Source organism: Exiguobacterium sp. s140 (assembly GCF_018617035.1).
Taxonomy (GTDB): domain Bacteria; phylum Bacillota; class Bacilli; order Exiguobacteriales; family Exiguobacteriaceae; genus Exiguobacterium; species Exiguobacterium profundum.
In genome coordinates this window covers 1,048,019-1,072,189 of record NZ_JACSJK010000001.1, presented here as the reverse complement: position 1 = coordinate 1,072,189, position 24,171 = coordinate 1,048,019, and the positions used below count along the sequence as shown (strand labels likewise).

Below are 24,171 nucleotides of genomic sequence, written 5' to 3'. Positions count from 1 at the left end.
ATGCGGGTACCTAAGAAAGAGCGGCAACGCTTGTTACAAGAAACGATTGAGCATAACCCGTTCATCAAAGACGAAGAACTGTCAAAGCAGTTTTCTGTCAGCATCCAAACAATTCGACTCGACCGGATGGAATTAAAAATTCCGGAAGTGAGGGAACGGATCAAACATGTGGCTTCCGAACATCTCGATGAAGTCAAATCGCTTTCAATGAGCGAGGTCATCGGTGATATGATTGACTTGAAGCTAGATGACTCTGCGATCTCAGTCCTCGATATAGAAAAAGAACACGTCTTTAGCCGCAACGAGATTGCCCGTGGACATGTCTTGTTCGCGCAAGCCAACTCGTTAGCGGTGGCGCTCATCAATGATGAATTGGCGTTGACCACTAAAGCGGACATTCGCTTCAGTCGCCAAGTTCATCTTGGAGAGCGAGTCGTTGCCAAGGCTCGTGTGATGAAACTACGAGGGGACGGGAGAACGGACGTCACAGTTGAAAGTTATGTCGGTGAGGAGTGCGTCTTTGATGGCGACTTCACGATTTACCGACGTGGTGAGGAGGAGCAAGCATGAAGTTAGCGATTGATGCAATGGGTGGCGATCACGCACCGAAGGCGATTGTAGAAGGTGTGAAACGGTTCGTCGCGCAATATCCGAATGAACCGATGGAACTCTTTTTAGTCGGTGATGAGGTGAAAATTGCCTCATACGGTCTTGATGACCCTCGAGTAACGGTCGTTCCAGCCAGTGAGATCATTACAGGCGAAGACGAACCGGTACGGGCGGTGCGCCGTAAGAAGGACAGCTCGCTCGTCGTGGCAGCTCAGCTCGTCAAAGAAGGAAAAGCGGATGCTCTCGTGTCTGCCGGGAATACCGGCGCATTGATGGCGGCGTCTCTTTTCATCATCGGACGGATCCCAGGAATCGAGCGTCCGGCATTATCTCCGACGTTCCCTACATATACTGGTAGTGGTGTCGTCGTCCTGGATGTCGGAGCGAATCCGGATGCAAAAGCTGAACACCTCGTCGACTATGCGATTATGGGTTCACTGTATGCGGAACATGTGCGTGGCATCAAGACACCGCGTGTCGCCCTTCTCAATATCGGGACAGAAGCGGGTAAAGGAAATGCGCTGACAAAAGAAGCGTTCCCCCTCCTTGAACAGGCACCTGTCTATTTTGTTGGGAATGTCGAAGCGCGTGAAGCGATGTCAGGTGACGTGGACGTCATCGTGACCGAAGGATTTGCCGGAAACATCTTGTTAAAGGGTGTGGAGGGCTCCTCTTCGATGCTCATGAAGATGATGAAAGAACAATTCACGAGTGACCTTGTATCTAAACTCGCCGCTCTCATCTTAAAACCGAAATTGAGACGATTAAAAGAAACGCTGGATTATCGCGAACACGGGGGAGCCGGATTATTCGGGATCAATGCGCCGGTCATCAAGGCGCATGGGTCGAGCGATGCACTCGCCATCATGAGTGCGTTGAAACAGGCGAAAATCATGGTAGATCACGATGTCGTGGAAAAAATCAAGCGTGCCAAAGCCATAGACTAAGCGAAAGCAGGTGGAGATATGGGGAAAGTAGCATGGGTGTTTCCGGGGCAAGGTTCTCAAGCCGTTGGAATGGGACAAACCTTTTTAAATCACCCTGAAGCGCTTCAAGCAATCGGACGTCGACTCGGGTTTGACCTCCTTGAAGTCATGTCATCCGGGTCGAAGGAAGACCTACAAGAAACGGAAGTGGCGCAGCCGGCCATCGTGGCGCACGCCTCGCTCCTCGCGCAAGCCTATGCGAAGAGCGGTGCGGCACCAGATGTCGTCATCGGGCATAGTGTTGGTGAATATGCGGCGCTCGTCAGTGCGGGTGTCATCGATCTTGAAGAAGCGACCGTTCTCGTCCGGGCGCGTGGACAGTTGATGTCTGAAGTGAAGGATGGAACGATGGCTGCAGTCGTCGGGATGACCGATCTTCAAGAGGCGCTTCATATCACTGAAAAAATCAGTGCGAGCGGGAATTTAGTTCAAATCGCCAACTTGAATTGTCCTGGTCAATTCGTGATTTCAGGGCATGTCGACGCGGTCGAACAAGCGGGCGTGGAATTGAAGGCTGCCGGTGCGAAGCGGGTATTGCCGTTAAACGTATCTGGAGCGTTCCATAGTTCCTACATGATGCCGGCGGCAACGCGTTTCCAAGATGTCCTCGCCTCGTCACCGTTTGAAGCGGCTTCCGTCGACATGATTTCGAACGTGGACGCGGAGGTGCATCGTGACCCTGAACAGTTGAAGGCGTTATTGACGAAACAACTGTATTCGTCTGTCCGCTTTGAAGATTGTGTACGCAAGGCGATTGCAGACGGCGTAGACACGTTCATCGAGTTCGGCCCATCTTCACCGCTTTCAGGATTGATTAAACGAATCGACTCGAACGTTTCGATTCAAAAGGCGACCACGCTCGAAGAAGTCGCCTCGTTAGGAGGAGAAGTACGTGCATGATCAAGTGGCGATCGTGACAGGGGCGTCCCGGGGAATCGGGGCGGCCATCGCGAAGCGTTTAGGGGAAGACGGCTTTCGGGTCGTCGTGAACTACTCGGGTAGTGAACAAAAGGCGAATGATGTCGTGGCCATGATCACGGAGGCAGGCGGCGAAGCCATCGCCGTGAAAGCAGATGTATCGAATGCTGACGATGTCAAAGCGCTCGTCAAGACGACAGTCGATACGTTCGGACGCGTCGATTGTCTCGTCAACAATGCAGGAATCACCCGCGACGGGTTACTCATGCGGATGAAAGAAGCCGATTTCGAAGATGTGCTATCGACGAACTTAAAAGGCGCCTTTTTGACATCACAAGCCGTCACGAGACCTTTGCTCAAGTCGAAAGCAGGTCGAATCATCAACATCGCCTCGGTTGTCGGGATTACCGGCAATGCAGGACAAGCGAACTATGCGGCTGCAAAAGCAGGGTTGATCGGATTGACAAAATCGGTGGCGCGCGAACTCGCGGGACGTCACGTGACGGTCAATGCCGTCTGTCCAGGGTTCATTCAAACGGATATGACCGATGCCTTGACAGATGCTCAACGAGAGGCTACACTCGAGCAAATTCCGTTCAACCGTTTCGGACAGGTGGAGGATGTGGCGAACCTTGTCTCCTTCCTCGCATCGGAACAAGCGGCTTATGTGACCGGGCAGACGATTGCCGTCGATGGCGGCATGACGATGGCGTAAAAGAGAACTTTACCAACAGACTGACATTTAATATACTTACCTTTGGAGGGATTTTATCATGACAAAAGAACAAATTTTAGTAGACGTACAAGAAGCAGTTGCTGAGAAGCTCGGGAAAGACGTATCTGAGATCACAGCAGAGAAATCGTTCAAGGATGACCTTGGTGCGGATTCACTTGAAGTAATGGAAATGGTGATGGACCTCGAAGACAAATTCGACATCACAATCGAAGACGAAGACGCTGAGAAGCTCGCGACTGTTGGCGACGTAGTGGCTTACATCGAAACAAAATTGTAATCAAGCCATCCCACCGCTCGGTTCCGGGCGGTGGGCTTGTGCTTATTCATGGAGGGAACTATGACAAAAGACAAACGACGGTTTGACCGTCAAGGGTCGGCGCAGCGACGTCGGCGTCAGGAGATGGAACGAGCACGCATCTTGGAATTATTTAAATCATTGGAAGAACGGTTAGACGTTCAATTTTCGAATCACGACTTGTTGATGCAGGCGTTCACACACTCATCTTATGTGAATGAGCAACGCGGGTTACGAAAAGACAATGAACGTTTAGAATTTTTAGGGGATGCTGTTTTAGAACTGACCGTATCTCGCTTTCTCTATGAGACTTATCCGGAGCGCTCCGAGGGGGAATTGACGAAATTACGAGCGGCGATCGTATGTGAACCGTCACTCGTGAATTTTGCGGAAGCTTATGCTTTCTCTGACTTCATCTTGCTTGGGAAAGGTGAAGAGTTGACCGGTGGACGAAAACGTCCGGCACTGCTTGCCGACGTGTTCGAATCCTATATCGGTGCTCTTTATTTGGACCAGGGAATTGAGGCCGTCGAACGATTCCTCGCCGAAGCGGTTTTTCCGAAAGTCTTAGCGGGAGTATTTGAAGAACAGACCGATTTCAAGAGCCAGTTACAGGAGAGCGTTCAACGGGAAGGACTCGGACCTGTTTCGTATGAAATCATCGAGGAACGCGGACCGGCGCATAGCCGGGAATTCGTCGCACATGCACGCCTCAGCGACGACATCGTCGGTGAAGGGGTCGGACGTTCGAAAAAAGAAGCCGAGCAATTGGCTGCTAAAGAAGCGCTTATTGCCTTTAATCGGCGCTACGCAGATTTATAAACGAAAGGAGTGGACCGCTTGGGGGTCCACTCCTTTTTCATGTCAATTGACCGAGTTCTTCGACGATACCATCGACTTCCGACAAAGAGAGCGAAGAGCGTGTCATCACGTACTCGTAAATCTCTTTCACCGCTGACGGATCAGCCGCATTATATTCTTCCGCTTTGATTGCACCGCGGTTAATAATGTTCATTTTATCCAAAATGGCTTCAATCATCTGTTCATTCGTCATCTGTATTCCCCTTTCTACAGTTCTTTTTAGAATAGCATGATTCGGGCATTTTGACGAACTGTTAACTGTGGTAAAATATACAGATGAATGCTTACTGCGGATAGGATGGTCACGATGCACTTAAAACGAATCGAACTCGCTGGCTTTAAATCATTTGCCAAGCGAATTGAATTAGATTTCCGTCCCGGCGTCACGGCTGTAGTAGGGCCGAACGGGAGCGGGAAATCCAATATATCGGACGCTGTTCGCTGGGTACTCGGAGAACAGTCGGCCAAATCACTTCGTGGTGCCAAGATGGAAGATGTCATCTTTGCCGGAAGTGAAGGAGAGAATCACCGAAATGTCGCCGAAGTCACGCTCGTCCTCGATAATCGAGACGAACAGTTGCGTCTCCCATATGAAGAAGTGAGTGTGACCCGTCGCGTGACCCGAAGTGGGGACAGCGACTATTTTATGAATAAAAAACCATGTCGGTTAAAAGATGTGATTGATTTATTTATGGATACAGGTCTTTCACGAGATGCGTTCGCCATCATCGGTCAAGGGCGGGTCGAACAAGTCATTTCTGGGAAACCGGAAGATCGCCGTGCCGTCATTGAAGAGGCAGCCGGTGTATTGAAATATCGTCAGCGGAAAAAACAGGCTGAACGCAAGTTACAGGACACCGAATTAAACTTGTCCCGAGTCGACGACATTCTGTTCGAGTTGGCGGACCGGGTCGAACCGCTCCGTGAACAGGCTGCACTCGCGCGGGAGTACAAAGTCGCCAAAGCGAGGCATGATGAACTCGAAACGGGAATCATGGGCGCAGAAATTCAATTGCTCCAACAGGAGATTGAACAAGTGTCGGCACGTCACGTGGAATCGGTTCAACAGTTATCTGACTGTGACCGTTCGGTACGTGACCTCACGGAGGAACGTAGCGGGCTCGAAGCAACGCTTGCTGAGCTGCGTGAAGAATTGACAGAGCTCAACCAAAACGAACGGGAGCACTCGACCTATGTCGAGCGCTTGACGGGTGACATCAAGCTCGCAAAAGCACAAGAAGAACATGGTGCCGAGATGAAAGAACGACTCATCCGTCAACGCGAAGAAGTACGTGCGGAGATGACCGAGCTTGAAGCGCGGTTGAAGGTCGTTCGTGAAGAACTTGACCAAAAAGGAAACACGTTGAAACAAACGACTGCGACGAGAGAGACGCTTCAACAACAGTTGACAGCCGCCTCTCGTGATTTCAATGCTGAAATTGAAGCGTTACAAAGTGAGGCGTTTGAACTCGCGACAACGAAAGCGACAATCGGTAACCAACAAAAGCGGGAACAACGAGATATCGATGTCGCCGTCGAGTCGAAAGAACGCCTTCTTCGCGAGAACAAACATCGTCTCGAGGATCGTTCCTCGCAGGAAGCGACGCTTTTGACGACTCGAGAACAGTATGAAGTGGTGCAAAGTCGCTTTGAACAACTGAGTAAAAAAGAAACGGAACTTCGGGACGAAGAGACGTCAATTCGTGAAAAACGTACCCGAGCCGAATCGTCTTATTACGATCTCGAACGCCGCCGTCAGAAGACGGAAGACCGAATCGAGATGCTCGAACGGATGAAGCAATCGTATGAAGGCTATTTCCATGCGGTCAAGTTCGTCTTAAAAGACCGCTCACCAGGTGTCCTTGGTGCTGTCGCCGAATTGATTCGTGTCCGTCCTTCGTATGAAGCGGCAATCGAAACGGCACTTGGGCAGACACAGCAGCATGTAGTCGTACAAGATGAGTCAGTGGGGCGCCGTGAAATTGACAAATTACGAAAAGCCAACGCAGGACGGGCGACATTCTTGCCGATGACGACGATCAAACCGAGATTCGTGCCGAGTGACGTGTTCGATCGACTCGACTCGATGAACGGATTTGTCGGGGTGGCGTCGGAACTCGTTGAAACAGATGCATCATACGAGACGTTGAAAAAGTCGTTGCTCGGTTCAGTGCTCGTGGCGGAGACACTTGAAGTCGCGAACCGCATCGCCCAATCGACGGGTTATCGTTTCCGTGTCGTCACGTTAGAAGGGGACATCGTCAACGTCGGTGGTTCGATGACGGGTGGTAGTCGCAAGCAGGGCGTGGCCCTGTTCACGCAGTCGCGCGAATTGGATGACTTGAAACAAGGTCTCACCCAAGGGCTCGCCATGTTGCATGAACAAAAAACACGTCTTCAAGAGTATACAGAACAGTTGACGGACATTACGCATCAATTATCTGAACTTCGGGATGAGAAACGTTCCGTTGAAACGAACCTCCGTGAAGTCGAGTCAGCCTACCGTACTGCGGAACGTGCCTCGCTCGATGCCAAGTCACAACTTGAACTGTTCGATCATGAAATGATGCGCTACGAGCGGACGATCGAGACAGCGACTGCCGAATTAGAGCGACTGACGATTGAATTGGCCGATACGGACCGCGCACAAGCTGACATTCGTTCTCGTCTCGAATCGCTTCGGGCCGAGCAGGCGAAAAGTGCTGAGAGCACGGGCCAACTGGAATCGATGCTTCGTCAAAACGAGCTCGATCTTCAGCGGCACACGCTCGAAGAAGAACGGGTCCGATATGAATTGGACCGTTTGACGACCGAACAAAATCGTCTGCAGGAACGAAGCGATCAGATGGAGCGTGAACTGACGCGGCTCGAGAGTGGAGAAGTCGTGTCGTCTATGGAACTTGAGGCGACGCTTGCTACTGCCAAACTGGATTTCACAGAAATTCAAGAGCGGCTTCAAGAAGTGACGGCAACACTCAAGACGAACGAAGAGGCGTATCGGATCATACGTCAACGGGTCGATCAGGCAACGGAGGCAAGACGTCAAGCAGAAGCTGTCGTCCGAAAACTCGAAACGGCAAAACAAGAGTTCGAGCTGAAACGACAATGGAAGCTCGATGCATTAGAAGAGAATGGACTCGTTGCAGAACTATTGCCGGCACTCGAGATCCCACTAGAAGAGGCGAAAGAGGAGTTCAAGTTGCTCGTTCGTCAAATCGAAGAGATCGGACCGGTCAATCTAAATGCGATCGAAGAGTTTGATAGTGTCCATGAACGGTTCACATTCTTATCCGAGCAACGGGATGACCTCGTCAGTGCAAAAGAGGATTTATATGAGATCATCGCCGAGATGGACCGCGAAGTGACACGCCTCTTCAAAGAGACCTATACGAGCGTCCGGGCGCACTTCAAACAGACGTTCACCGAGCTCTTCGGTGGCGGGGAAGCGGATTTGAAATTGGTCGACGAATCGGATTTGTTGAACACAGGAATCGAAATCGTCGCCAAACCACCGGGTAAAAAGTTACAGACGCTCAGTCTGTTGTCTGGTGGGGAGCGTGCGCTGACGGCCATCGCCTTATTGTTTGCGATTTTGAAGACGCGTCCCGTACCGTTCTGTGTCCTCGATGAAGTCGAGGCGGCCCTTGACGAGGCGAACGTGCATCGTTTCGGAGAATACATTCGGACGTTGTCGATCGACACGCAGTTCGTCATCATCACGCACCGTAAAGGCACGATGGAAGCGGCGGACACACTATATGGCGTCACGATGCAACAGAACGGGGTGTCCGAGGTATTATCGGTCGAACTGTCTGAAGCAAAACGTGTCGTTGAAATGGATGAAGAGATGGAGGAATCACGTTGAGCTTTTTCAAGAAATTAAAAGAGAAGTTGACGACATCTACCCAAGAGGTGTCACAGAAGTTTACAGAGGGGTTGACGAAGACACGTGACGGCTTTGCAAGTGCCGTCAACGACCTCGTCTATCGCTTCCGCGAGGTGGATGAAGATTTCTTCGATGAACTCGAAGATTTACTCATTCAAGCGGACGTCGGCGTCACGACGACGATGGACCTCGTCGAAGATTTGAAAGAAGAAGTGAAGCGACGTAATCTGAAGGACCCGGTCGCGGTGCGTGACGCACTCGTCGAAGTGGTGGCGAACCGCCTCCAAGAGGATGAATCGGACCGTGAACTCAATATGCAGGACGGACTCACGGTCATCTTGTTTGTCGGCGTCAATGGTGTCGGAAAGACAACGACCATCGGCAAGCTGGCGCACCAGTTGAAATCTGAAGGGCGTTCCGTCATGCTCGCGGCAGGTGATACGTTCCGTGCCGGCGCTATCGAGCAACTTCAAGTATGGGGAGAACGTGTCGGGGTACCCGTCATTCGTCAAACGGAAGGATCTGACCCGGCTGCAGTCGTCTTTGACGCCGTTCAGGCTGCCAAGTCACGCAACATGGACGTCTTGATTTGTGATACGGCGGGACGTCTTCAAAATAAGGTCAATCTAATGAAAGAACTTGAAAAAGTCAAACGAGTCATTGAGCGGGAAGTACCGAACGGACCGCACGAAGTATTGCTCGCATTAGACGCGACGACGGGTCAAAACGCCATGGTTCAAGCGAAAGCGTTCAAAGAAGCGACGAACGTGAGCGGAATCGTCCTCACGAAGCTCGATGGGACGGCCAAAGGCGGAATTGTCCTAGCGATTCGGAACGAACTCGATATCCCGGTCAAGTATGTCGGCCTTGGAGAGAAGATTGACGATTTACAGGAGTTTGATCCAGAACAGTTCGTCCTTGGATTGTTCGGTGACGTTTTTGAAGACAAGAACGAGGAAGCTTTGACAGAAAAAGAGGACACAAACGAGGACCTCGCCTAAGTTTTGCTGTTAAGAAAAAAACTTGACAAGTACTAGGCACGGCTGTACTATAGGTAGTTGTAAAGGGATTTCACTTAACATGTGGAGGTGAAAGGTTTGACGCTCGAAAAAACGAATCGCATGAACTATCTCATCGATTTCTATCAAGCGCTCCTCACACCGAAACAGCGCAACTATATGTCTCTTTATTACCTAGATGACTACTCGCTCGGAGAGATTGCGGAAGAGTTTGAAGTCAGCCGTCAAGCGGTCTACGATAACATAAAGCGTACAGAAACGATGCTTGAACAGTACGAGGAAAAGCTAGCCCTATTCGAAAAGTTCGAACAGCGCCAGCAACTTCTTCAGACCCTCAAACGTCAAGTCGAGCTCACCGATGACGTGAGCGCCACGATTTCTGCGCTTGAGAATTTAGAGTAGGGGGCTGAAGCATGGCATTTGAAGGATTATCAGAACGATTGCAATCGACACTTTCAAAAATGCGCGGTAAAGGGAAAATCTCGGAGGCCGATGTCAAAGAGATGATGCGTGAGGTACGCCTCGCCCTCCTCGAAGCCGACGTCAACTTTAAAGTCGTCAAGCAATTCGTCAATGACGTGAAGGAGCGCGCCGTTGGTCAGGATGTCATGAAATCATTGACGCCAGGTCAACAAGTCGTCAAAATCGTTCACGAAGAGTTGTCGAACTTGATGGGAAGCGATGTCGTCCCGATCACATTCAGTCAGAAACCACCGACAGTCGTCATGATGGTCGGTCTGCAAGGGGCAGGGAAAACGACAACGACCGGGAAGCTAGCGAACTTGATTCGTAAAAAGCATAACCGAAGTCCTCTTCTCGTCGCGGCGGACATTTACCGTCCGGCGGCAATCAAGCAGCTCGAGACACTCGGAAAACAACTCGATTTACCGGTCTTCTCACTTGGTGATCAAGTGAAGCCGGAAGAGATTGTGACGAAGGCACTCGAGTACGCAAAAACAAATCATCACGATTTCGTGTTGATCGATACGGCCGGTCGCCTTCATATCGATGAGACGCTTATGGGCGAGCTCGAAAATGTGAAGACGATTGCCAAACCAAATGAGATCTTCCTCGTCGTCGATTCGATGACGGGTCAAGATGCGGTCAATGTGGCCGACAGTTTCAATGAGAAACTCGGAATCACCGGGGTCGTGCTCACAAAGCTCGACGGAGATACACGAGGCGGGGCAGCCCTTTCGATCAAGGCAGTCACGGGAGCGCCGATTAAATTCGTCGGTCTCGGAGAAAAGTTGGATGCCCTCGAACCATTCCACCCGGAACGCATGGCGTCACGGATCCTTGGAATGGGGGACGTGCTCTCGCTCATTGAAAAAGCCGAGACACAGATGGACCAAGACGCAGCGAAGGAGCTTGAAAGCAAAATTCGTGACGCGTCATTCACGTTCGATGATTTCATTGAACAGTTGGCCCAAGTGAAAAACATGGGACCAATTGATGAATTACTTTCGATGTTACCTGGTGCAGGTAAGATGAAAGGGTTGAAGAACGTCCAAATCGACGAGAAACAACTCGATCACGTCGAAGCGATCATTCGCTCGATGACGAAACATGAGCGCGCCAATCCGGAAGTGCTCAACGCGAGTCGTCGTAAGCGGATCGCAAAAGGGAGCGGTCGCTCGATTCAAGAAGTGAACCGTCTCATCAAACAGTTCGATGACATGAAGAAGATGATGAAACAAATGTCAGGACAAATGAAAGGGAAGAAAAAAGGTCTCGGCCTTCCATTCTTCTAACAAAATCTTTTGTCAGTCGAACGAAAAAGCTGTATACTATAAAAGTTGTCAATTCTTAAACACATGATGGAGGTATATTACCATGGCAGTTAAAATTCGTCTTAAGCGCATGGGCGCAAAAAAATCACCTTTCTACCGTATCGTTGTAGCAGACTCACGTTCACCACGTGACGGTCGCTTCATCGAGCAAGTTGGTCACTACAACCCGGTTGCAAAACCAGAAGCAGAAGTTCGCATCAACGAAGAACTCGCTCTCAAATGGTTGGCAGACGGCGCGAAGCCATCTGACACAGTACGCAACTTGTTCTCTAAAGCAGGGATCATGGAGAAATTCCACAACGCGAAAAACGCGAAGTAATGATGTGGCCGACCTTTTCTGAGGTCGGCCTATTTTGTTGAGGAGGGAAAAAGATGGACTGGTTATATGTAGGGAAAATCGCCAATACGCACGGCCTAAAAGGGGAAGTGAAGATTTTGGCGGCGACAGACTTTCCAGAAGAGCGATTTAAAAAAGGAAACACGTTGTTTCTTGATGTCGACGGAACGAAACAGGAAATGACGATCACGACGTATCGTCCTCATAAGCAGTTTCACCTCGTCACATTCAAAGGGTTTGACAATATCAATCTCATTGAAAAATATAAAGGGCTGAAACTATATGTCCACGCCGAACACGTCCACGACTTGGACGAACACGAATATTATTATCATGAAATCATCGGCTGTGAGGCTGTCGTGGATGGGGAAGTCATTGGTGTCGTCGACGACATCTTTGAAACGAATGGAGCGAACGACGTATGGGTCATCAAACGACCAGGAAAGTCGGACGCGCTTATCCCTTATATCGAATCGGTCGTCCAAGAGATTGATGTCGATGCGAAGCGTGTCGTCATCACGCCGATCCCTGGAATGATTGACGATGAAGATTGATGTATTGACGTTGTTCCCCGAGATGTTTCATGCGCTCGATCACTCCATCGTCGGTCGGGCGAAGACGCTCGGGCAAGTGGAGATGTCGTTCCTCAATTTTCGGGACTTTTCAACGAACAAGCATCATAAAGTCGATGATTATCCGTACGGCGGTGGAGCGGGCATGTTGCTCACGCCGCAGCCGATCTTTGATGCATTTCATTCCCTTGAGGCGAAGAGCCCAAGGGTCATTCTCACGACGCCTACCGGAAAACCGTTCAATCAACGAATGGCCGAAGAATGGGCCAAGGAGGAACATCTGGTCTTTCTATGTGGACATTATGAAGGGTTCGACCAACGGATCCATGATGAACTGGCGACCGACGAGGTGTCGATCGGTGATTTCGTTTTGACAGGTGGAGAGCTCGCGACGATGGTCATGATTGATGCGACCGTAAGGCTCATTCCGGATGTACTTGGCGATCAGGCGAGCCATGAAGACGACTCGTTCTCGACTGGTCTCTTGGAATACCCTCACTATACACGACCGGCTGATTTTCGTGGATTGACCGTGCCGGAAGTGCTCTTGTCGGGAAATCACGCCCGGATCGAGGCATGGCGCCGAGAGCAATCGCTCGAACGCACGTATCGACGACGTCCGGATTTGCTCGAACATGTCGAGTTGACGGATGTCGATAAAAAGTTTCTGCAATCGTTGCGCGATTGAGAAATATATGCTATGTTTGAGCATGTGGGTTAAACCCATCGATTACCGATGTTCCGCTATTGGATGCTTGGGCATATGAAGATATGAACATTGAAGAAAAAGGAGATATGATTCATGAACACACAAAAACTGTTCCGTGAAATCACAGAAGAACAATTCAAATCGGACGTACCTGCTTTCCGTCCTGGTGACACAGTACGTGTCCACGTTAAAGTTGTAGAGGGAACGCGTGAGCGTATCCAGATCTTCGAAGGTGTTGTAATCAAGCGTAAAGGTGGCGGCATCAGCGAAACATTCACAGTCCGTAAGATTTCTTACGGCGTAGGTGTTGAGCGTGCATTCCCGCTTCACTCACCACGCGTTGCACAAATCGAAGTCGTACGCTACGGTAAAGTTCGCCGTGCGAAACTTTACTACCTCCGTAACCTTCGCGGTAAAGCAGCACGTATTAAAGAAATCCGTCGTTAAGATGGGAATTAAGCTTGTCGCTTGCGACAAGCTTCTTTTTTTCTAGTACAATAAGTTCAAATGGATAGAGGAGTGAGTGAAGTTGAAAGAAGTGTTTAGTTGGCTAAAAGCCATCGTGGTCGCTCTTGTCATCGCGTTCGTCATCCGGACGTTCATCTTCGTTCCTGTCATCGTTGAAGGAGAGTCGATGATGCCGACACTCCACAATGCGGATCGAATGATCGTCAGTAAAATTTCGAACTATGTTGGGGAGCTAGACCGAGGTGATATCGTCGTATTCCATGCGACTGAATCAAAAGACTATATTAAACGTGTCATCGCCATCCCAGGCGACACGCTCGAATATCGAGATGATGTACTTTATATTAACGGTGAAGCGGTCGAAGAGCCGTATTTAGACGAGTTTCGTGCCCAGATGAACGGGTTCCCGTTGACGGAGAACTTCACACTCGAACAAGTGACGGGTGAGTCGGTCGTTCCAGAGGAATCATACTTCGTCATGGGAGACAATCGTCAAAACTCGAAAGACAGCCGTGAGATCGGATTTGTGTCGAAAGAGGAGATTGTCGGCAAGACGAACTTCATCTTCTGGCCACTCGATGATGTTGGCACGGTAGAAGATTAAGGTGGTGCTTTTTTGGCAATTCAATGGTTTCCTGGCCACATGGCCAAAGCAAGAAGACAAGTAACTGAAAAATTAAAGCTAATCGATGTCGTCATCGAACTCGTAGATGCACGCGTGCCTCAGTCGAGTCGCAACCCGATGGTCGATGAGATTACAGCGGGAAAACCCCGTCTCATCGTCTTGAACAAAGCAGACATGGCCGACCCCGTCGTGACGGAGGCGTGGTTACGTGCCTTGAAACGCGAAGAAGTCGAGGTTGTCGCTGTCGACGCGAAGCATAGCAAAGGCTTAAAACAGCTCATCACGGGTGCTCAGAAGTTGATGAAAGAAAAGCATGACCGGATGCGTGAGAAGGGGCGTAACCCCGGACCGATCCGTGCGCTCATCATCGGAATCCCGAACGTCGGGAAGTCGACGCTCATCAACCGTCTCGCTGGACGAAACATTGCTATCACGGGCGACCGTCCTGGTGTGACGAAGCGTCAACAGTGGATCAAGATGAAAGGCGGCGAGATGGAACTGTTGGACACGCCGGGGATTCTCTGGCCGAAGTTCGAGGATCAACTTGTCGGATATCGTCTAGCCGCGACCGGCGCCATCAAAGACGAGATTCTCAACTTGGATGATATCGCCTTGTATACGGTTCGCGAGTTGCATGCTCGTTATCCGGAACAATTAAAGGAACGATTCAAACTTGAAACGTTACCCGAGGACGGCGTGGAGCTCCTTGAGTTGATCGGGAAAAAGCGTGGTCTCATCAGTGGTGGTTACGTCGATTTCGAAAAGGCGAGCGAACTACTTTTAAATGAACTACGACATGAAAAAATCGGACGGATCTCCCTTGAGACACCGGCTGATCACGAAATGGCGTAAAGCCCTGTGCACACAGGGCTTTTTTGAATAGGAGGAAGACCGTGACGATTCAACAGATTAAACAACAACTAGAGGACATCCGATATGAAGAATGGGTATACATCTTCCCGACCTTGTCACGAGACCCTCGAGCGGGCGTGCAAACGTTGCTACGGCAAAAACAGCGCCAATTCGAGCGAGAACGGGCGTTACAGGACGATTTCGAACGTCGCATGACGTATGAACGTGAATGGAAGGCGGAAGGCTTCACTCGAATTGTCGGAGTCGATGAGGTCGGACGGGGGCCGCTTGCGGGACCGGTCGTGGCAGCGGCGGTCTTGTTGCCGGATGGGTTCTACCTCCCGGGATTGAATGATTCAAAAAAAATGACCAAAGCGGCGAGGGACGCGGCATACGCACACATCATCGAGGTCGCAGAGGTCGGTGTCGGGATCGTCGAGCCCGCGGTAATCGATGAGATTAACATCTATGAGGCGACGAAGCTTGCGATGACAGAGGCGATTAATCAAGTCGGAGAAGTAGACTCCCTATTGATTGACGCCATGAAACTCGAGCTCGACATCCCTCAACAGTCATTGGTTAAAGGGGACACGCTCAGTGTGTCGATAGCCGCGGCAAGTGTCGTCGCTAAGGTGGTAAGGGACCGGATGATGGAAGAATATGATTTGACGTATCCTGGATACGGATTTGCGAAAAACGCAGGATATGGAACAGAGACTCATTTAGAAGGGTTAAGACGCCTTGGGGTGACTCCGATTCATCGCCGTACGTTCGCCCCCATCAAGCATATGTGAAAGGAGTGGTCGCGTTGCGGATCGATCATCAAGGGGTGATGCCGTTCAAAGTGACGGAACAGACGTCACGCCCGCTATTACTAGGGAACACAGTCGTCGGAAAGGTGTTGCAGCTCTTACCTGGCAACGAGGCGGTCATGCAACTGCCCCAAGGGATTTTCCGGGTCGGCGTCAATGCGAACGTGAAAGAGAACGTCACGTATAAGCTGGTCGTCACGGACGTCGAACCGAAGCTCGTCTTGAAAGTCGTCACGCAAGCGACGGAATCGCTCATGGCGGCCAAGTCGCCGCTGCAAGCGTTAGGAGAACAGCTCGGACGCTTGATGCGGGAGCCGATGCTGACGCCAGAATCCGTGAAGGCGGCCGGGAAAAACGCGTTAGAAAGCGGCGCAGGTCAGGATGTAAAGGCGCTCGTCGGGGAACTGTTCAAAGCGAAAGGTGAGCCGAAGTTCGAGCAGTTCGTGCGTGCGCAGGAAGCGTTCAACGCGAGCCAAAGCCCGCCGTTCGTCGCCCAAGCATTTCACATACCGCAATTGGGTCCGTTTGAAAACGTTCAACTTCGTCTAGAGGCCCCGAAACGAGAGACGATGGACTCGGATCATGCGCGGATCGTCTTGTTTCTTGAAACGCCGCGATATGGTGAGACCGGGATTGATGTGTTGATTCAAAAGCGTTACGTGTCCGTACGTGTATTCAATGAACAACACGATTTGGCTCCATACGTCCGTACATACGAACCACTTTTGAAAGAAGGCCTAAAAAAGGTGTCGTTCGAACTGTCTTCATTTTCGTATGAAGCGAAGCGTGAACATGTTCCGGCTACGTTCGCGCCACTCGGAAAGGTGGACCTCCAAATATGAAAGACCAGAAGAAAGCGATTGCGCTCTCCTATGAGCAGTCGATGGATGCGCCGCACGTCGTAGCGAAGGGAACGGGAATCGTCGCCGAGCGGATGCTTGAGATTGCTTTAGCGAACGGAGTTCCTGTTCATGAAGACCCAGCGCTCCTCTCGTTACTGTCGGCGTTGAACATCGAAGAGCAAATCCCGGAGGACGTTTATCAGGTCATTGCCGAACTTTTTGTCTTTCTTTATCAGATGGAACAGGATAAAATTTGATTTGTCTAGGGATATATGTGAAAAAAAGATGAAAACTTAAAGCAAGAACGATAGACAGCGCTTTCAGTTTTTCGTTACAATAGACGTGCCGATATTAAAGGGGACTAAGGGGGAAAACATATGAATATCCATGAGTATCAGGCGAAAGAATTGTTAAGAGAGTTTGGGGTAGCCGTTCCGACGGGTTATCCGGCCTTTACTGTTGAAGAAGCTGTGGCAGCTGCTGCGAAGCTTGAAGGTGAAGTGAAGGTAGTAAAAGCTCAAATCCACGCAGGTGGCCGCGGTAAAGCGGGTGGCGTTAAACTTGCGAAGACAGATGAAGAAGTGAAGCAATATGCTTCAGAGATTCTCGGGAAAACGCTCGTGACACACCAAACAGGTCCGGAAGGAAAAGTTGTCCAGCGTCTCTATATCGAAGAAGGTTCCGCGATTGACCAAGAATTTTACTTAGGACTCGTGCTTGACCGTTCGATCGGCCGAATTGTCATCATGGGTTCATCTGAAGGTGGAATGGACATCGAAGAAGTCGCTGAACATACGCCAGAGAAGATTCATAAAGAGATCGTCGACCCGGTCGTGGGCTTACGTCCATTCCAGGCGCGTCGTCTCGCATTCAAAATGGAAGTCCCGACGAAACTCGTCAACAAGTTCAGTGACATGGTCATGAAGTTGTACAAAGTGTACGTCGAGACAGATTGCACAATCGCGGAAATCAACCCGCTCGTCACGACGAAAGACGGTAACGTCATCGCGCTCGATGCGAAGTTGAATTTCGATAGCAACGCGCTCTATCGTCACTCGGACATCCTTGCGCTTCGTGATACGACGGAAGAAGACCCACGTGAAGTGGAAGCGTCGAAACACGACCTCAGCTACATCGCACTCGACGGAAACATCGGTTGTCTCGTCAACGGTGCCGGTCTTGCGATGGCTACGATGGATATCATCAAGCATTACGGCGCTGAACCCGCTAACTTCCTCGACGTAGGTGGCGGTGCGACGAAAGAAAAAGTAACAGAAGCATTCAAGTTGATCTTGTCTGATGACCAGGTCAAAGGGATCTTCGTTAACATTTTCGGTGGAATCATGAAGTGTGACATCATCGCAGAGGGGATTGTCGCTGCGACGAAAGAAATCGGACTCGACTTACCACTCGTCGTTCGCTTAGAAGGAACGAACGTTGATGCCGGGAAGCGCATTCTCGATGAATCTGGACTTGCGATCACGACGGCCAACTCGATGGCTGACGGTGCAGAAAAAATCGCAGCACTTGTTCGATAAGGGGGAAACGACATGAGTATTTGGGCGGATAAAGATACGAAAGTAATCATTCAAGGGATTACAGGGAAGCAAGGTCTGTTCCACGGTGAACAGATGCTCGCATATAACACGAAATTAGTCGGTGGTGTCACACCTGGTAAAGGTGGCACGACGGTCCTCGACAACGTTCCAGTCTTCAACACCGTGTCTGAAGCGGTCGAAGCGACTGGTGCCAATGCATCGATCATCTATGTTCCACCTGCTTTCGCAGCAGATTCGATCATGGAAGCGGCTGATAGCGGCATCGAGCTCATCATCTGTATCACAGAAGGAATCCCAGTTGTGGACATGATTCAAGTGAAACGCTATCTCGAGGACAAACCGGCTCGTTTAATCGGACCGAACTGTCCTGGTATCATCACACCTGGAGAAGCGAAACTTGGCATCATGCCTGGCTACATTCATACGAAAGGGCACGTCGGAATCGTATCACGTTCTGGGACGCTCACGTATGAGGCGGTTCATCAGTTGACGACAGCAGGTATCGGACAATCGACAGCTGTTGGAATCGGGGGAGACCCGGTCAACGGAACGAACTTCATCGATACGCTTAAAGCGTTCAACGAAGATGAGGACACGAAAGCGGTCATCATGATCGGGGAAATCGGTGGAACGGCTGAAGAAGAGGCAGCTGAATGGGTAAAAGCCAACATGACGAAACCAGTCATCGGTTTCATCGGCGGCCAGACGGCTCCTGAAGGCAAGCGCATGGGACATGCGGGCGCAATCATCTCAGGTGGTAAAGGGACGGCTGCTGAGAAGATCAAGACATTGAACGCGAATGGAATCGAAGTCGCTGAAACACCGGCGGTCATCGGTGAAACATTGATTCGTGTCTTGAAACAGCAAGGATTATACGAAGCGTGTGTCACGGGTCAACCGACGACATAAGAATCTTGAGGGATGCTTGCATCCCTCATTTTTTTAAAGGAGAGTTTGTGATGAATCAAACAATAGCTCGGTTTGCTGCAGCGCGAATGCCAGTTGAGTTTGTGCATCATTATTTGAACGGAACACTCGGGGCACATCGCACACAATTTTCTGAACATGTCTGGAGACGGGCCGAACGAGCCTTCCAAGCACCGGAATCGTATAAACATTTCGTCACATGGGAAGATGACTTGTTCCCGAAACGGTTACTCGACATCCCTAACCCACCATATTGCTTGTTTTATCATGGAGATTTAGAGGTACTACAAGAAAGAACGACTGCGATGGTCGGAAGTCGTGAGTTGAATCGTATCAGTCAATCGCTCGTGAATCACTATCACTCTTTAATAGAAGAAACTGTATCTGTTTCAGGTGGCGCCCTCGGAATCGATGGGCTCGTCCACGCCCATGCCCTCCGCACGCATCGCCCGACCGTGGCGGTACTCGGAGCTGGACTGGACCGGCTCTATCCGGCGGCGAACCGAGACATGCTTTTACAGATTCCGCAAGAGGGAGTCTTGCTAAGTGAATATGTACCAAACACGCCGATTCAAAAATTTCAATTTTTGGAAAGAAATCGTTTGGTCAGTGGTCTTGGTGATGCGTTGGTCGTTATACATGCGAGACGAAAGAGCGGGACGATGAATACGGTCGGACATGCCCTAGAGCAAGGAAAAACGGTATTTGCGGTACCTGGTTCACCCCTTGATCCACTCGCAGAAGGTCCGAACCGATTGATTGAAGAAGGTGCGATTCCATTGACGAATTCCGATCAAATTATTCGAGATCTCAAGATTGTACGTTGACAAACCGGTGAGAACATGAATATTATGGTAGGGATTTAAATGACCTCTAAAAGGGGAGCAGATGTATGGCAAAATATCTGGTGATCGTCGAATCACCTGCGAAAGCAAAAACAATTAAACGTTATTTAGGTCCGAATTATATGGTCAAAGCTTCGATGGGGCACGTGATTGACTTGCCTAAAAGTCAACTCGGTGTGGACGTCGAACACGACTTTGAACCGAAGTATATTACCATCCGTGGTAAAGGACCGGTACTGAAAGAATTGAAGACAGCAGCGAAAAAAGCGACAAAAATCTTTCTCGCGGCCGACCCCGATAGAGAAGGGGAAGCGATTGCTTGGCATTTAGCACGCGCACTCGGTGTCGATGAAACGACAGAATGTCGTGTCGTCTTTAACGAAATCACGAAAGATGCGATTAAAGAATCTTTTAAACATCCACGTAAGATCAATCACGATCTCGTCGATGCACAACAAGCCCGACGCATTTTAGATCGTCTTGTCGGATACGGGATGAGTCCATTATTATGGAAGAAAGTCAAAAAAGGATTGTCTGCAGGGCGAGTTCAATCGGTAGCCGTGAAGATGATTATCGACCGTGAGCGCGAAATTAACGCGTTCGACCCGGAAGAGTATTGGACGATTAAACTTGATTTAAATCATGATGGGGAAACGTTCGAGACTTCATTTTACGGAAAAGATGGGAAGAAGATGGAATTGAAGTCTGAAGAAGATGCGCAATCTGTCCTCGATACCATCGATGATACGTTTAAAGTCATTGATGTAACGAAGAAAGAACGGAAGCGGAACGCTTCGCTACCGTTCACGACCAGTTCATTGCAGCAGGATGCTGCCCGTAAATTGAATTTCCGTGCGAAGAAGACCATGATGCTCGCGCAGCAATTATATGAAGGAATCGATCTCGGCAAAAAAGAAGGTACAGTCGGTCTGATTACGTATATGCGTACCGACTCGACACGTATCTCTGATTTGGCGAAGACGGAGGCGAAGGAATATATCGAATCGACATTCGGTGAAGAGTATGTCGCCTTACAGAAACAAAAAGAAAAGAAATCAGCGAATACCCAAGACGCGCACGAAGCGATTCGTCCGACTTCGGCACTCCGCGACCCAGCTTCCTTGAAGCCTTATCTGTCACGTGACCAGTTGCGACTGTATAAATTGATTTGGGAACGATTGATTGCGAGCCAAATGGCACCAGCCGTTCTCGATACGGTCAAAATCGACGTCGAGTCGAACGGGATGATTTTCCGTGCGAACGGGTCGACAGTCAAATTCCCTGGTTTCATGAAAGTGTATATCGAGTCGAAAGACGATGACATTGAGGACACGAACCAAGAGAAGGAAGGATTATTGCCACCTCTCGAAGTGGATGATACCGTGACGTTTGAAACGATTGAGCCGAAACAACACTTCACACAACCGCCACCTCGTTATACAGAGGCGCGACTCGTTCGAGCGATGGAAGAACTCGGGATTGGTCGTCCGTCGACGTACGCGCCGACACTTGACACGATCCAACGACGCGGTTATGTCGTTCTCGAGGAGAAAAAGTTTTTACCGACTGAACTTGGAGAACTCGTCATCGAGATGATTGATGAGTATTTCAACGACTTCATCACGGTCCAGTTCACGGCCGACATGGAGACCCTTCTTGATTCGATCGAGCATAAGGAAGTCGAGTGGACGGAAGTCGTCGCTCCGATTTATCGTTCTTTCGAGAAACGATTGAAGCGTGCTGAAGAAGAAATCGAGAAAATCGAAGTGAAAGATGAACCTGCCGGAATTGATTGTGAAGTCTGTGGGTCACCAATGGTCATCAAGATGGGACGCTACGGCAAGTTCATGGCGTGCTCGAACTTCCCGAACTGTACGAACACGAAACCGGTACAAGTCGAAATCGGTGTCCCGTGTCCGAACTGTAAGGATGGACAAATCGTGGAACGTCGCAGTAAAAAAGGTCGTCTCTTCTATGGTTGCTCGAACTATCCGGAATGTGAATTCGTCTCATGGGATAAACCGGTTGCGAAACCGTGTCCTGTATGCGACAGTTTGATGGTCGAGAAGAAAATTAAAGACGGCGTGAAATATCAATGTACGAACTGTACCCACACCGAGGTACATCAGCAAGAGGAGGATTAATGTTGCAACAACGTGTAACTGTAATCGGAGCTGGATTGGCCGGCTCCGAAGCGGCTTGGCAACTCGCTAAGCGCGGTATTCAAGTAGATTTGTATGAAATGAGACCGGTTCGTCAAACACCGGCGCACCACACGGATCAATTTGCGGAGCTCGTCTGTTCGAACTCGCTACGTGCGAACGGTCTTCAAAATGCCGTAGGTGTCTTGAAAGAAGAAATGCGTACGCTTGACTCGCTCATCTTAAAGGCGGCGGACACGGCAAGTGTACCTGCTGGGGGTGCCCTTGCCGTCGATCGTCATGAGTTTGCCGGATTCATCACCGAGAAGCTAAAGAACCACGAGAATGTCACAGTGCACAACGAAGAGCTCAAAGAGATTCCTGAAGGGATCGTCATCGTGGCGACTGGCCCGTTGACCTCCCCTGACCTCTCTGCATCACTCAAGGCGTTCACAGGAGAAGATTATCTCTACTTCTATGACGCGGCAGCACCAATTCTAGATGGTGATACGATTGATCGGGATAAAGTCTATTTGAAGTCGCGTTACGACAAAGGTGAAGCCGCTTACTTGAACTGTCCGATGACAGAAGAAGAGTTTGACGTGTTTTACGAAGAGTTGATCAAGGCAGAAGTCGTTCCGCTAAAAGAGTTTGAAAAAGAGATTTACTTTGAAGGATGCATGCCGTTTGAAGTCATGGCCGAGCGTGGGAAGAAGACGCTTCTTTTCGGACCGATGAAGCCGGTCGGATTAGAAGACCCGAAGACAGGAAAACGTCCATATGCCGTCGTTCAGCTTCGTCAAGACAACTCGGCGGGCACACTGTATAACTTGGTAGGCTTCCAAACACATTTGAAGTGGGGCGAACAGAAGCGCATCATCCGTCTCATCCCGGGACTCGAGAATGCGGACATCGTCCGATACGGTGTCATGCACCGTAACACGTTCATCAACTCACCGAGCTTACTCAAGCCGACGTATCAGGCGCGTACACGTGACACGCTCTTCTTCGCCGGTCAGATGACAGGGGTAGAAGGATATGTGGAGTCGGCAGCGTCCGGGCTTCTAGCTGGGATCAATGCGGCGAAGATGATCGCAGGTGAAGAACTCGTCGTTCTCCCGCGTGAGACGATGCTTGGTTCGATGGCGCATTATATCACGACAGCCGACGGGAAGCACTTCCAACCGATGAATGCAAACTTCGGATTGGTGCCATCACTAGAAGACGCTCCGAAAAAGATGAAGAAACAAGAACGGTACGAGCGTTACGCGAACCGTGCGTTAGAAACGATCCAACAGTATAAAGATCTTTGAACAGGAGAGCCATTTTTTGGCTCTTTTGTTTTGAAGTAAAATTTCAATTGTGTATTTTGTTTCATACTTTGAAAATTTTCAGATTATTGAACGGCTATCTATTGTCACCTTACATTCTGTATGCTATGCTAATTTCGATTTGACGAGAACATGCGTTTTTACGAGTCATCGAGGAGGCGATAAAATGGCATTTTTAGAGGATCGACAATCCTTTTTGCGCTACTGCCAAATTGAACGTCGACTGTCTCCTCATACGAAACGCTCCTACGAGCAAACGCTCGACCAGTACGCCGCATATTGCCAATCGACGCATCAAGATCCCTACGATGCTCAGACGGCGCGGCGTTATTTATATGTCCTTTATGAGAAACAATTGGCCGCGTCCACGGTGTCCCAAAAAGTATCTTGTTTCAAGCAATTCGGGAAGTTTATGGCAAGAGAACAAGGTGGAGATCCGTTGTTCCACGACCTGACCTCACCGAAAAAGAGACAGTCCTTGCCGACCTTTGCCGTCCCGACGGAAGTCGAGCAACTGTTGGAGGCTGCCTCGAGGCAGGAAGATCCTTTTTTACAGGCGAGGGACGTCGCCATCGTAGAAGTGCTCTATGGGACGGGAATCCGCGTCGCTGAACTGTGTGGGATGAACCTTTCCTCGTTCGATGAGGTTTTATCCTTTGTCCATGTGATGGGAAAAGGGAAGAAAGAACGATATGTCCCGATCGGGCAATATGCCGTACATGCTTTGCAGCGTTATATCGAATTACGCAAAGGTGTCGGGCTCCCGACAGAAACCGCATTATTTTTGAGTCAAAAAGGGAATCGGATGACAACAGACCAAATCCGCTATGTCATGAAACGTTTGAGAAAAGACAGTGGGGTACATAAACCACTTACCCCGCACTCGTTGCGACACAGCTTTGCGACGGATTTGTTAGAACGGGGAGCGGACTTGCGTGCCGTCCAAGAGTTGCTTGGGCATGAGTCCTTGTCGACGACCGGGCGGTATACCCATGTATCGACCGAACGACTTCGGTCGATTTATCAAGCGACACATCCAAGAAAGTAG

At 50.0% G+C, this 24,171-nt stretch carries 26 protein-coding genes; 25 read left to right on the top strand and 1 reads right to left on the bottom strand.

Features of this window, described 5'->3' with window-relative positions; all coding sequences use genetic code 11:
- The 6 genes from fapR to rnc all read left to right on the top strand — a co-directional run bounded on the left by fapR (position 1) and on the right by rnc (position 4,366).
- A complete protein-coding gene (gene fapR / locus KNO61_RS05575) occupies positions 1-570 on the top strand; it encodes a transcription factor FapR (RefSeq protein ID WP_015881355.1) in 570 nt (189 codons plus the stop codon).
- On the top strand, positions 567-1,556 hold the full coding sequence (gene plsX / locus KNO61_RS05570; protein WP_214684489.1) for a phosphate acyltransferase PlsX: 990 nt from the start codon (positions 567-569) through the stop codon (positions 1,554-1,556). Before fapR ends, plsX begins: the two co-directional genes overlap by 4 nt.
- Positions 1,557-1,574: 18 nt before the next feature.
- Positions 1,575-2,495, top strand: coding sequence for an ACP S-malonyltransferase (gene fabD, locus KNO61_RS05565; protein ID WP_214684488.1), 921 nt, complete (start codon positions 1,575-1,577; stop codon positions 2,493-2,495).
- On the top strand, positions 2,488-3,228 hold the full coding sequence (gene fabG / locus KNO61_RS05560) for a 3-oxoacyl-[acyl-carrier-protein] reductase (RefSeq protein WP_015881358.1): 741 nt from the start codon (positions 2,488-2,490) through the stop codon (positions 3,226-3,228). The genes fabD and fabG overlap by 8 nt, the downstream gene beginning before the upstream one ends.
- A gap of 58 nt (positions 3,229-3,286) precedes the next feature.
- On the top strand, positions 3,287-3,526 hold the full coding sequence (gene acpP, locus KNO61_RS05555) for an acyl carrier protein (RefSeq protein WP_015881359.1): 240 nt from the start codon (positions 3,287-3,289) through the stop codon (positions 3,524-3,526).
- 123 nt (positions 3,527-3,649) lie between these two features.
- A complete protein-coding gene (gene rnc, locus KNO61_RS05550) occupies positions 3,650-4,366 on the top strand; it encodes a ribonuclease III (protein WP_035387821.1) in 717 nt (238 codons plus the stop codon).
- Positions 4,367-4,403: 37 nt separating this feature from the next.
- Here the strand turns inward: rnc and KNO61_RS05545 are convergent, their stop codons facing one another.
- Positions 4,404-4,598, bottom strand: coding sequence for a DUF1128 family protein (locus KNO61_RS05545; protein WP_015881361.1), 195 nt, complete (start codon positions 4,596-4,598; stop codon positions 4,404-4,406).
- A 114-nt stretch (positions 4,599-4,712) separates the two neighbouring features.
- Here KNO61_RS05545 and smc point away from each other — a divergent pair, with 114 nt between their 5' ends.
- The 19 genes from smc to KNO61_RS05450 all read left to right on the top strand — a co-directional run bounded on the left by smc (position 4,713) and on the right by KNO61_RS05450 (position 24,171).
- Positions 4,713-8,270, top strand: a complete 3,558-nt coding sequence (gene smc / locus KNO61_RS05540) for a chromosome segregation protein SMC (protein ID WP_078146683.1) — start codon at positions 4,713-4,715, stop codon at positions 8,268-8,270.
- Positions 8,267-9,292 (top strand): signal recognition particle-docking protein FtsY, encoded by a 1,026-nt coding sequence (gene ftsY / locus KNO61_RS05535; RefSeq protein ID WP_015881363.1) that lies wholly within the window; start codon positions 8,267-8,269, stop codon positions 9,290-9,292. The genes smc and ftsY overlap by 4 nt, the downstream gene beginning before the upstream one ends.
- A 96-nt stretch (positions 9,293-9,388) precedes the next feature.
- A complete protein-coding gene (locus KNO61_RS05530) occupies positions 9,389-9,712 on the top strand; it encodes a putative DNA-binding protein (protein ID WP_015881364.1) in 324 nt (107 codons plus the stop codon).
- Positions 9,713-9,723: 11 nt separating this feature from the next.
- Positions 9,724-11,064, top strand: coding sequence for a signal recognition particle protein (ffh, locus tag KNO61_RS05525; RefSeq protein ID WP_031421628.1), 1,341 nt, complete (start codon positions 9,724-9,726; stop codon positions 11,062-11,064).
- 82 nt (positions 11,065-11,146) lie between these two features.
- Complete coding sequence (rpsP, locus tag KNO61_RS05520) at positions 11,147-11,422, top strand: 30S ribosomal protein S16 (RefSeq protein WP_015881366.1); 276 nt, start codon at positions 11,147-11,149, stop codon at positions 11,420-11,422.
- Between the two features lie 53 nt (positions 11,423-11,475).
- A complete protein-coding gene (gene rimM / locus KNO61_RS05515) occupies positions 11,476-11,994 on the top strand; it encodes a ribosome maturation factor RimM (protein WP_078146685.1) in 519 nt (172 codons plus the stop codon).
- Positions 11,984-12,700, top strand: coding sequence for a tRNA (guanosine(37)-N1)-methyltransferase TrmD (gene trmD, locus KNO61_RS05510; RefSeq protein WP_078146686.1), 717 nt, complete (start codon positions 11,984-11,986; stop codon positions 12,698-12,700). The genes rimM and trmD overlap by 11 nt, the downstream gene beginning before the upstream one ends.
- A gap of 114 nt (positions 12,701-12,814) precedes the next feature.
- On the top strand, positions 12,815-13,168 hold the full coding sequence (gene rplS, locus KNO61_RS05505; RefSeq protein ID WP_015881369.1) for a 50S ribosomal protein L19: 354 nt from the start codon (positions 12,815-12,817) through the stop codon (positions 13,166-13,168).
- Between the two features lie 82 nt (positions 13,169-13,250).
- Positions 13,251-13,793 carry a signal peptidase I gene (gene lepB / locus KNO61_RS05500; RefSeq protein WP_015881370.1) on the top strand — a complete coding sequence of 181 codons (543 nt, stop codon included), beginning with the start codon at positions 13,251-13,253 and terminating at the stop codon, positions 13,791-13,793.
- Between the two features lie 12 nt (positions 13,794-13,805).
- Complete coding sequence (gene ylqF / locus KNO61_RS05495) at positions 13,806-14,666, top strand: ribosome biogenesis GTPase YlqF (protein WP_078146688.1); 861 nt, start codon at positions 13,806-13,808, stop codon at positions 14,664-14,666.
- A 41-nt stretch (positions 14,667-14,707) separates the two neighbouring features.
- Complete coding sequence (locus tag KNO61_RS05490; RefSeq protein WP_371816587.1) at positions 14,708-15,460, top strand: ribonuclease HII; 753 nt, start codon at positions 14,708-14,710, stop codon at positions 15,458-15,460.
- Between the two features lie 14 nt (positions 15,461-15,474).
- On the top strand, positions 15,475-16,320 hold the full coding sequence (locus KNO61_RS05485; protein WP_078146690.1) for a hypothetical protein: 846 nt from the start codon (positions 15,475-15,477) through the stop codon (positions 16,318-16,320).
- Positions 16,317-16,577 (top strand): EscU/YscU/HrcU family type III secretion system export apparatus switch protein, encoded by a 261-nt coding sequence (locus KNO61_RS05480; protein WP_031421639.1) that lies wholly within the window; start codon positions 16,317-16,319, stop codon positions 16,575-16,577. Before KNO61_RS05485 ends, KNO61_RS05480 begins: the two co-directional genes overlap by 4 nt.
- A 120-nt stretch (positions 16,578-16,697) precedes the next feature.
- Positions 16,698-17,858: an ADP-forming succinate--CoA ligase subunit beta gene (gene sucC / locus KNO61_RS05475; protein ID WP_078146691.1), complete on the top strand. Its 1,161-nt coding sequence runs from the start codon at positions 16,698-16,700 to the stop codon at positions 17,856-17,858.
- Between the two features lie 12 nt (positions 17,859-17,870).
- Positions 17,871-18,788 (top strand): succinate--CoA ligase subunit alpha, encoded by a 918-nt coding sequence (gene sucD, locus KNO61_RS05470; RefSeq protein ID WP_015881376.1) that lies wholly within the window; start codon positions 17,871-17,873, stop codon positions 18,786-18,788.
- 50 nt (positions 18,789-18,838) lie between these two features.
- Positions 18,839-19,633 carry a DNA-processing protein DprA gene (gene dprA, locus KNO61_RS05465; RefSeq protein ID WP_214872731.1) on the top strand — a complete coding sequence of 265 codons (795 nt, stop codon included), beginning with the start codon at positions 18,839-18,841 and terminating at the stop codon, positions 19,631-19,633.
- A gap of 65 nt (positions 19,634-19,698) precedes the next feature.
- Positions 19,699-21,795 (top strand): type I DNA topoisomerase, encoded by a 2,097-nt coding sequence (topA, locus tag KNO61_RS05460; RefSeq protein ID WP_047795418.1) that lies wholly within the window; start codon positions 19,699-19,701, stop codon positions 21,793-21,795.
- On the top strand, positions 21,795-23,105 hold the full coding sequence (gene trmFO, locus KNO61_RS05455; protein WP_015881379.1) for an FADH(2)-oxidizing methylenetetrahydrofolate--tRNA-(uracil(54)-C(5))-methyltransferase TrmFO: 1,311 nt from the start codon (positions 21,795-21,797) through the stop codon (positions 23,103-23,105). The genes topA and trmFO overlap by 1 nt, the downstream gene beginning before the upstream one ends.
- A 184-nt stretch (positions 23,106-23,289) precedes the next feature.
- Positions 23,290-24,171, top strand: a complete 882-nt coding sequence (locus KNO61_RS05450) for a tyrosine-type recombinase/integrase (protein WP_214872728.1) — start codon at positions 23,290-23,292, stop codon at positions 24,169-24,171.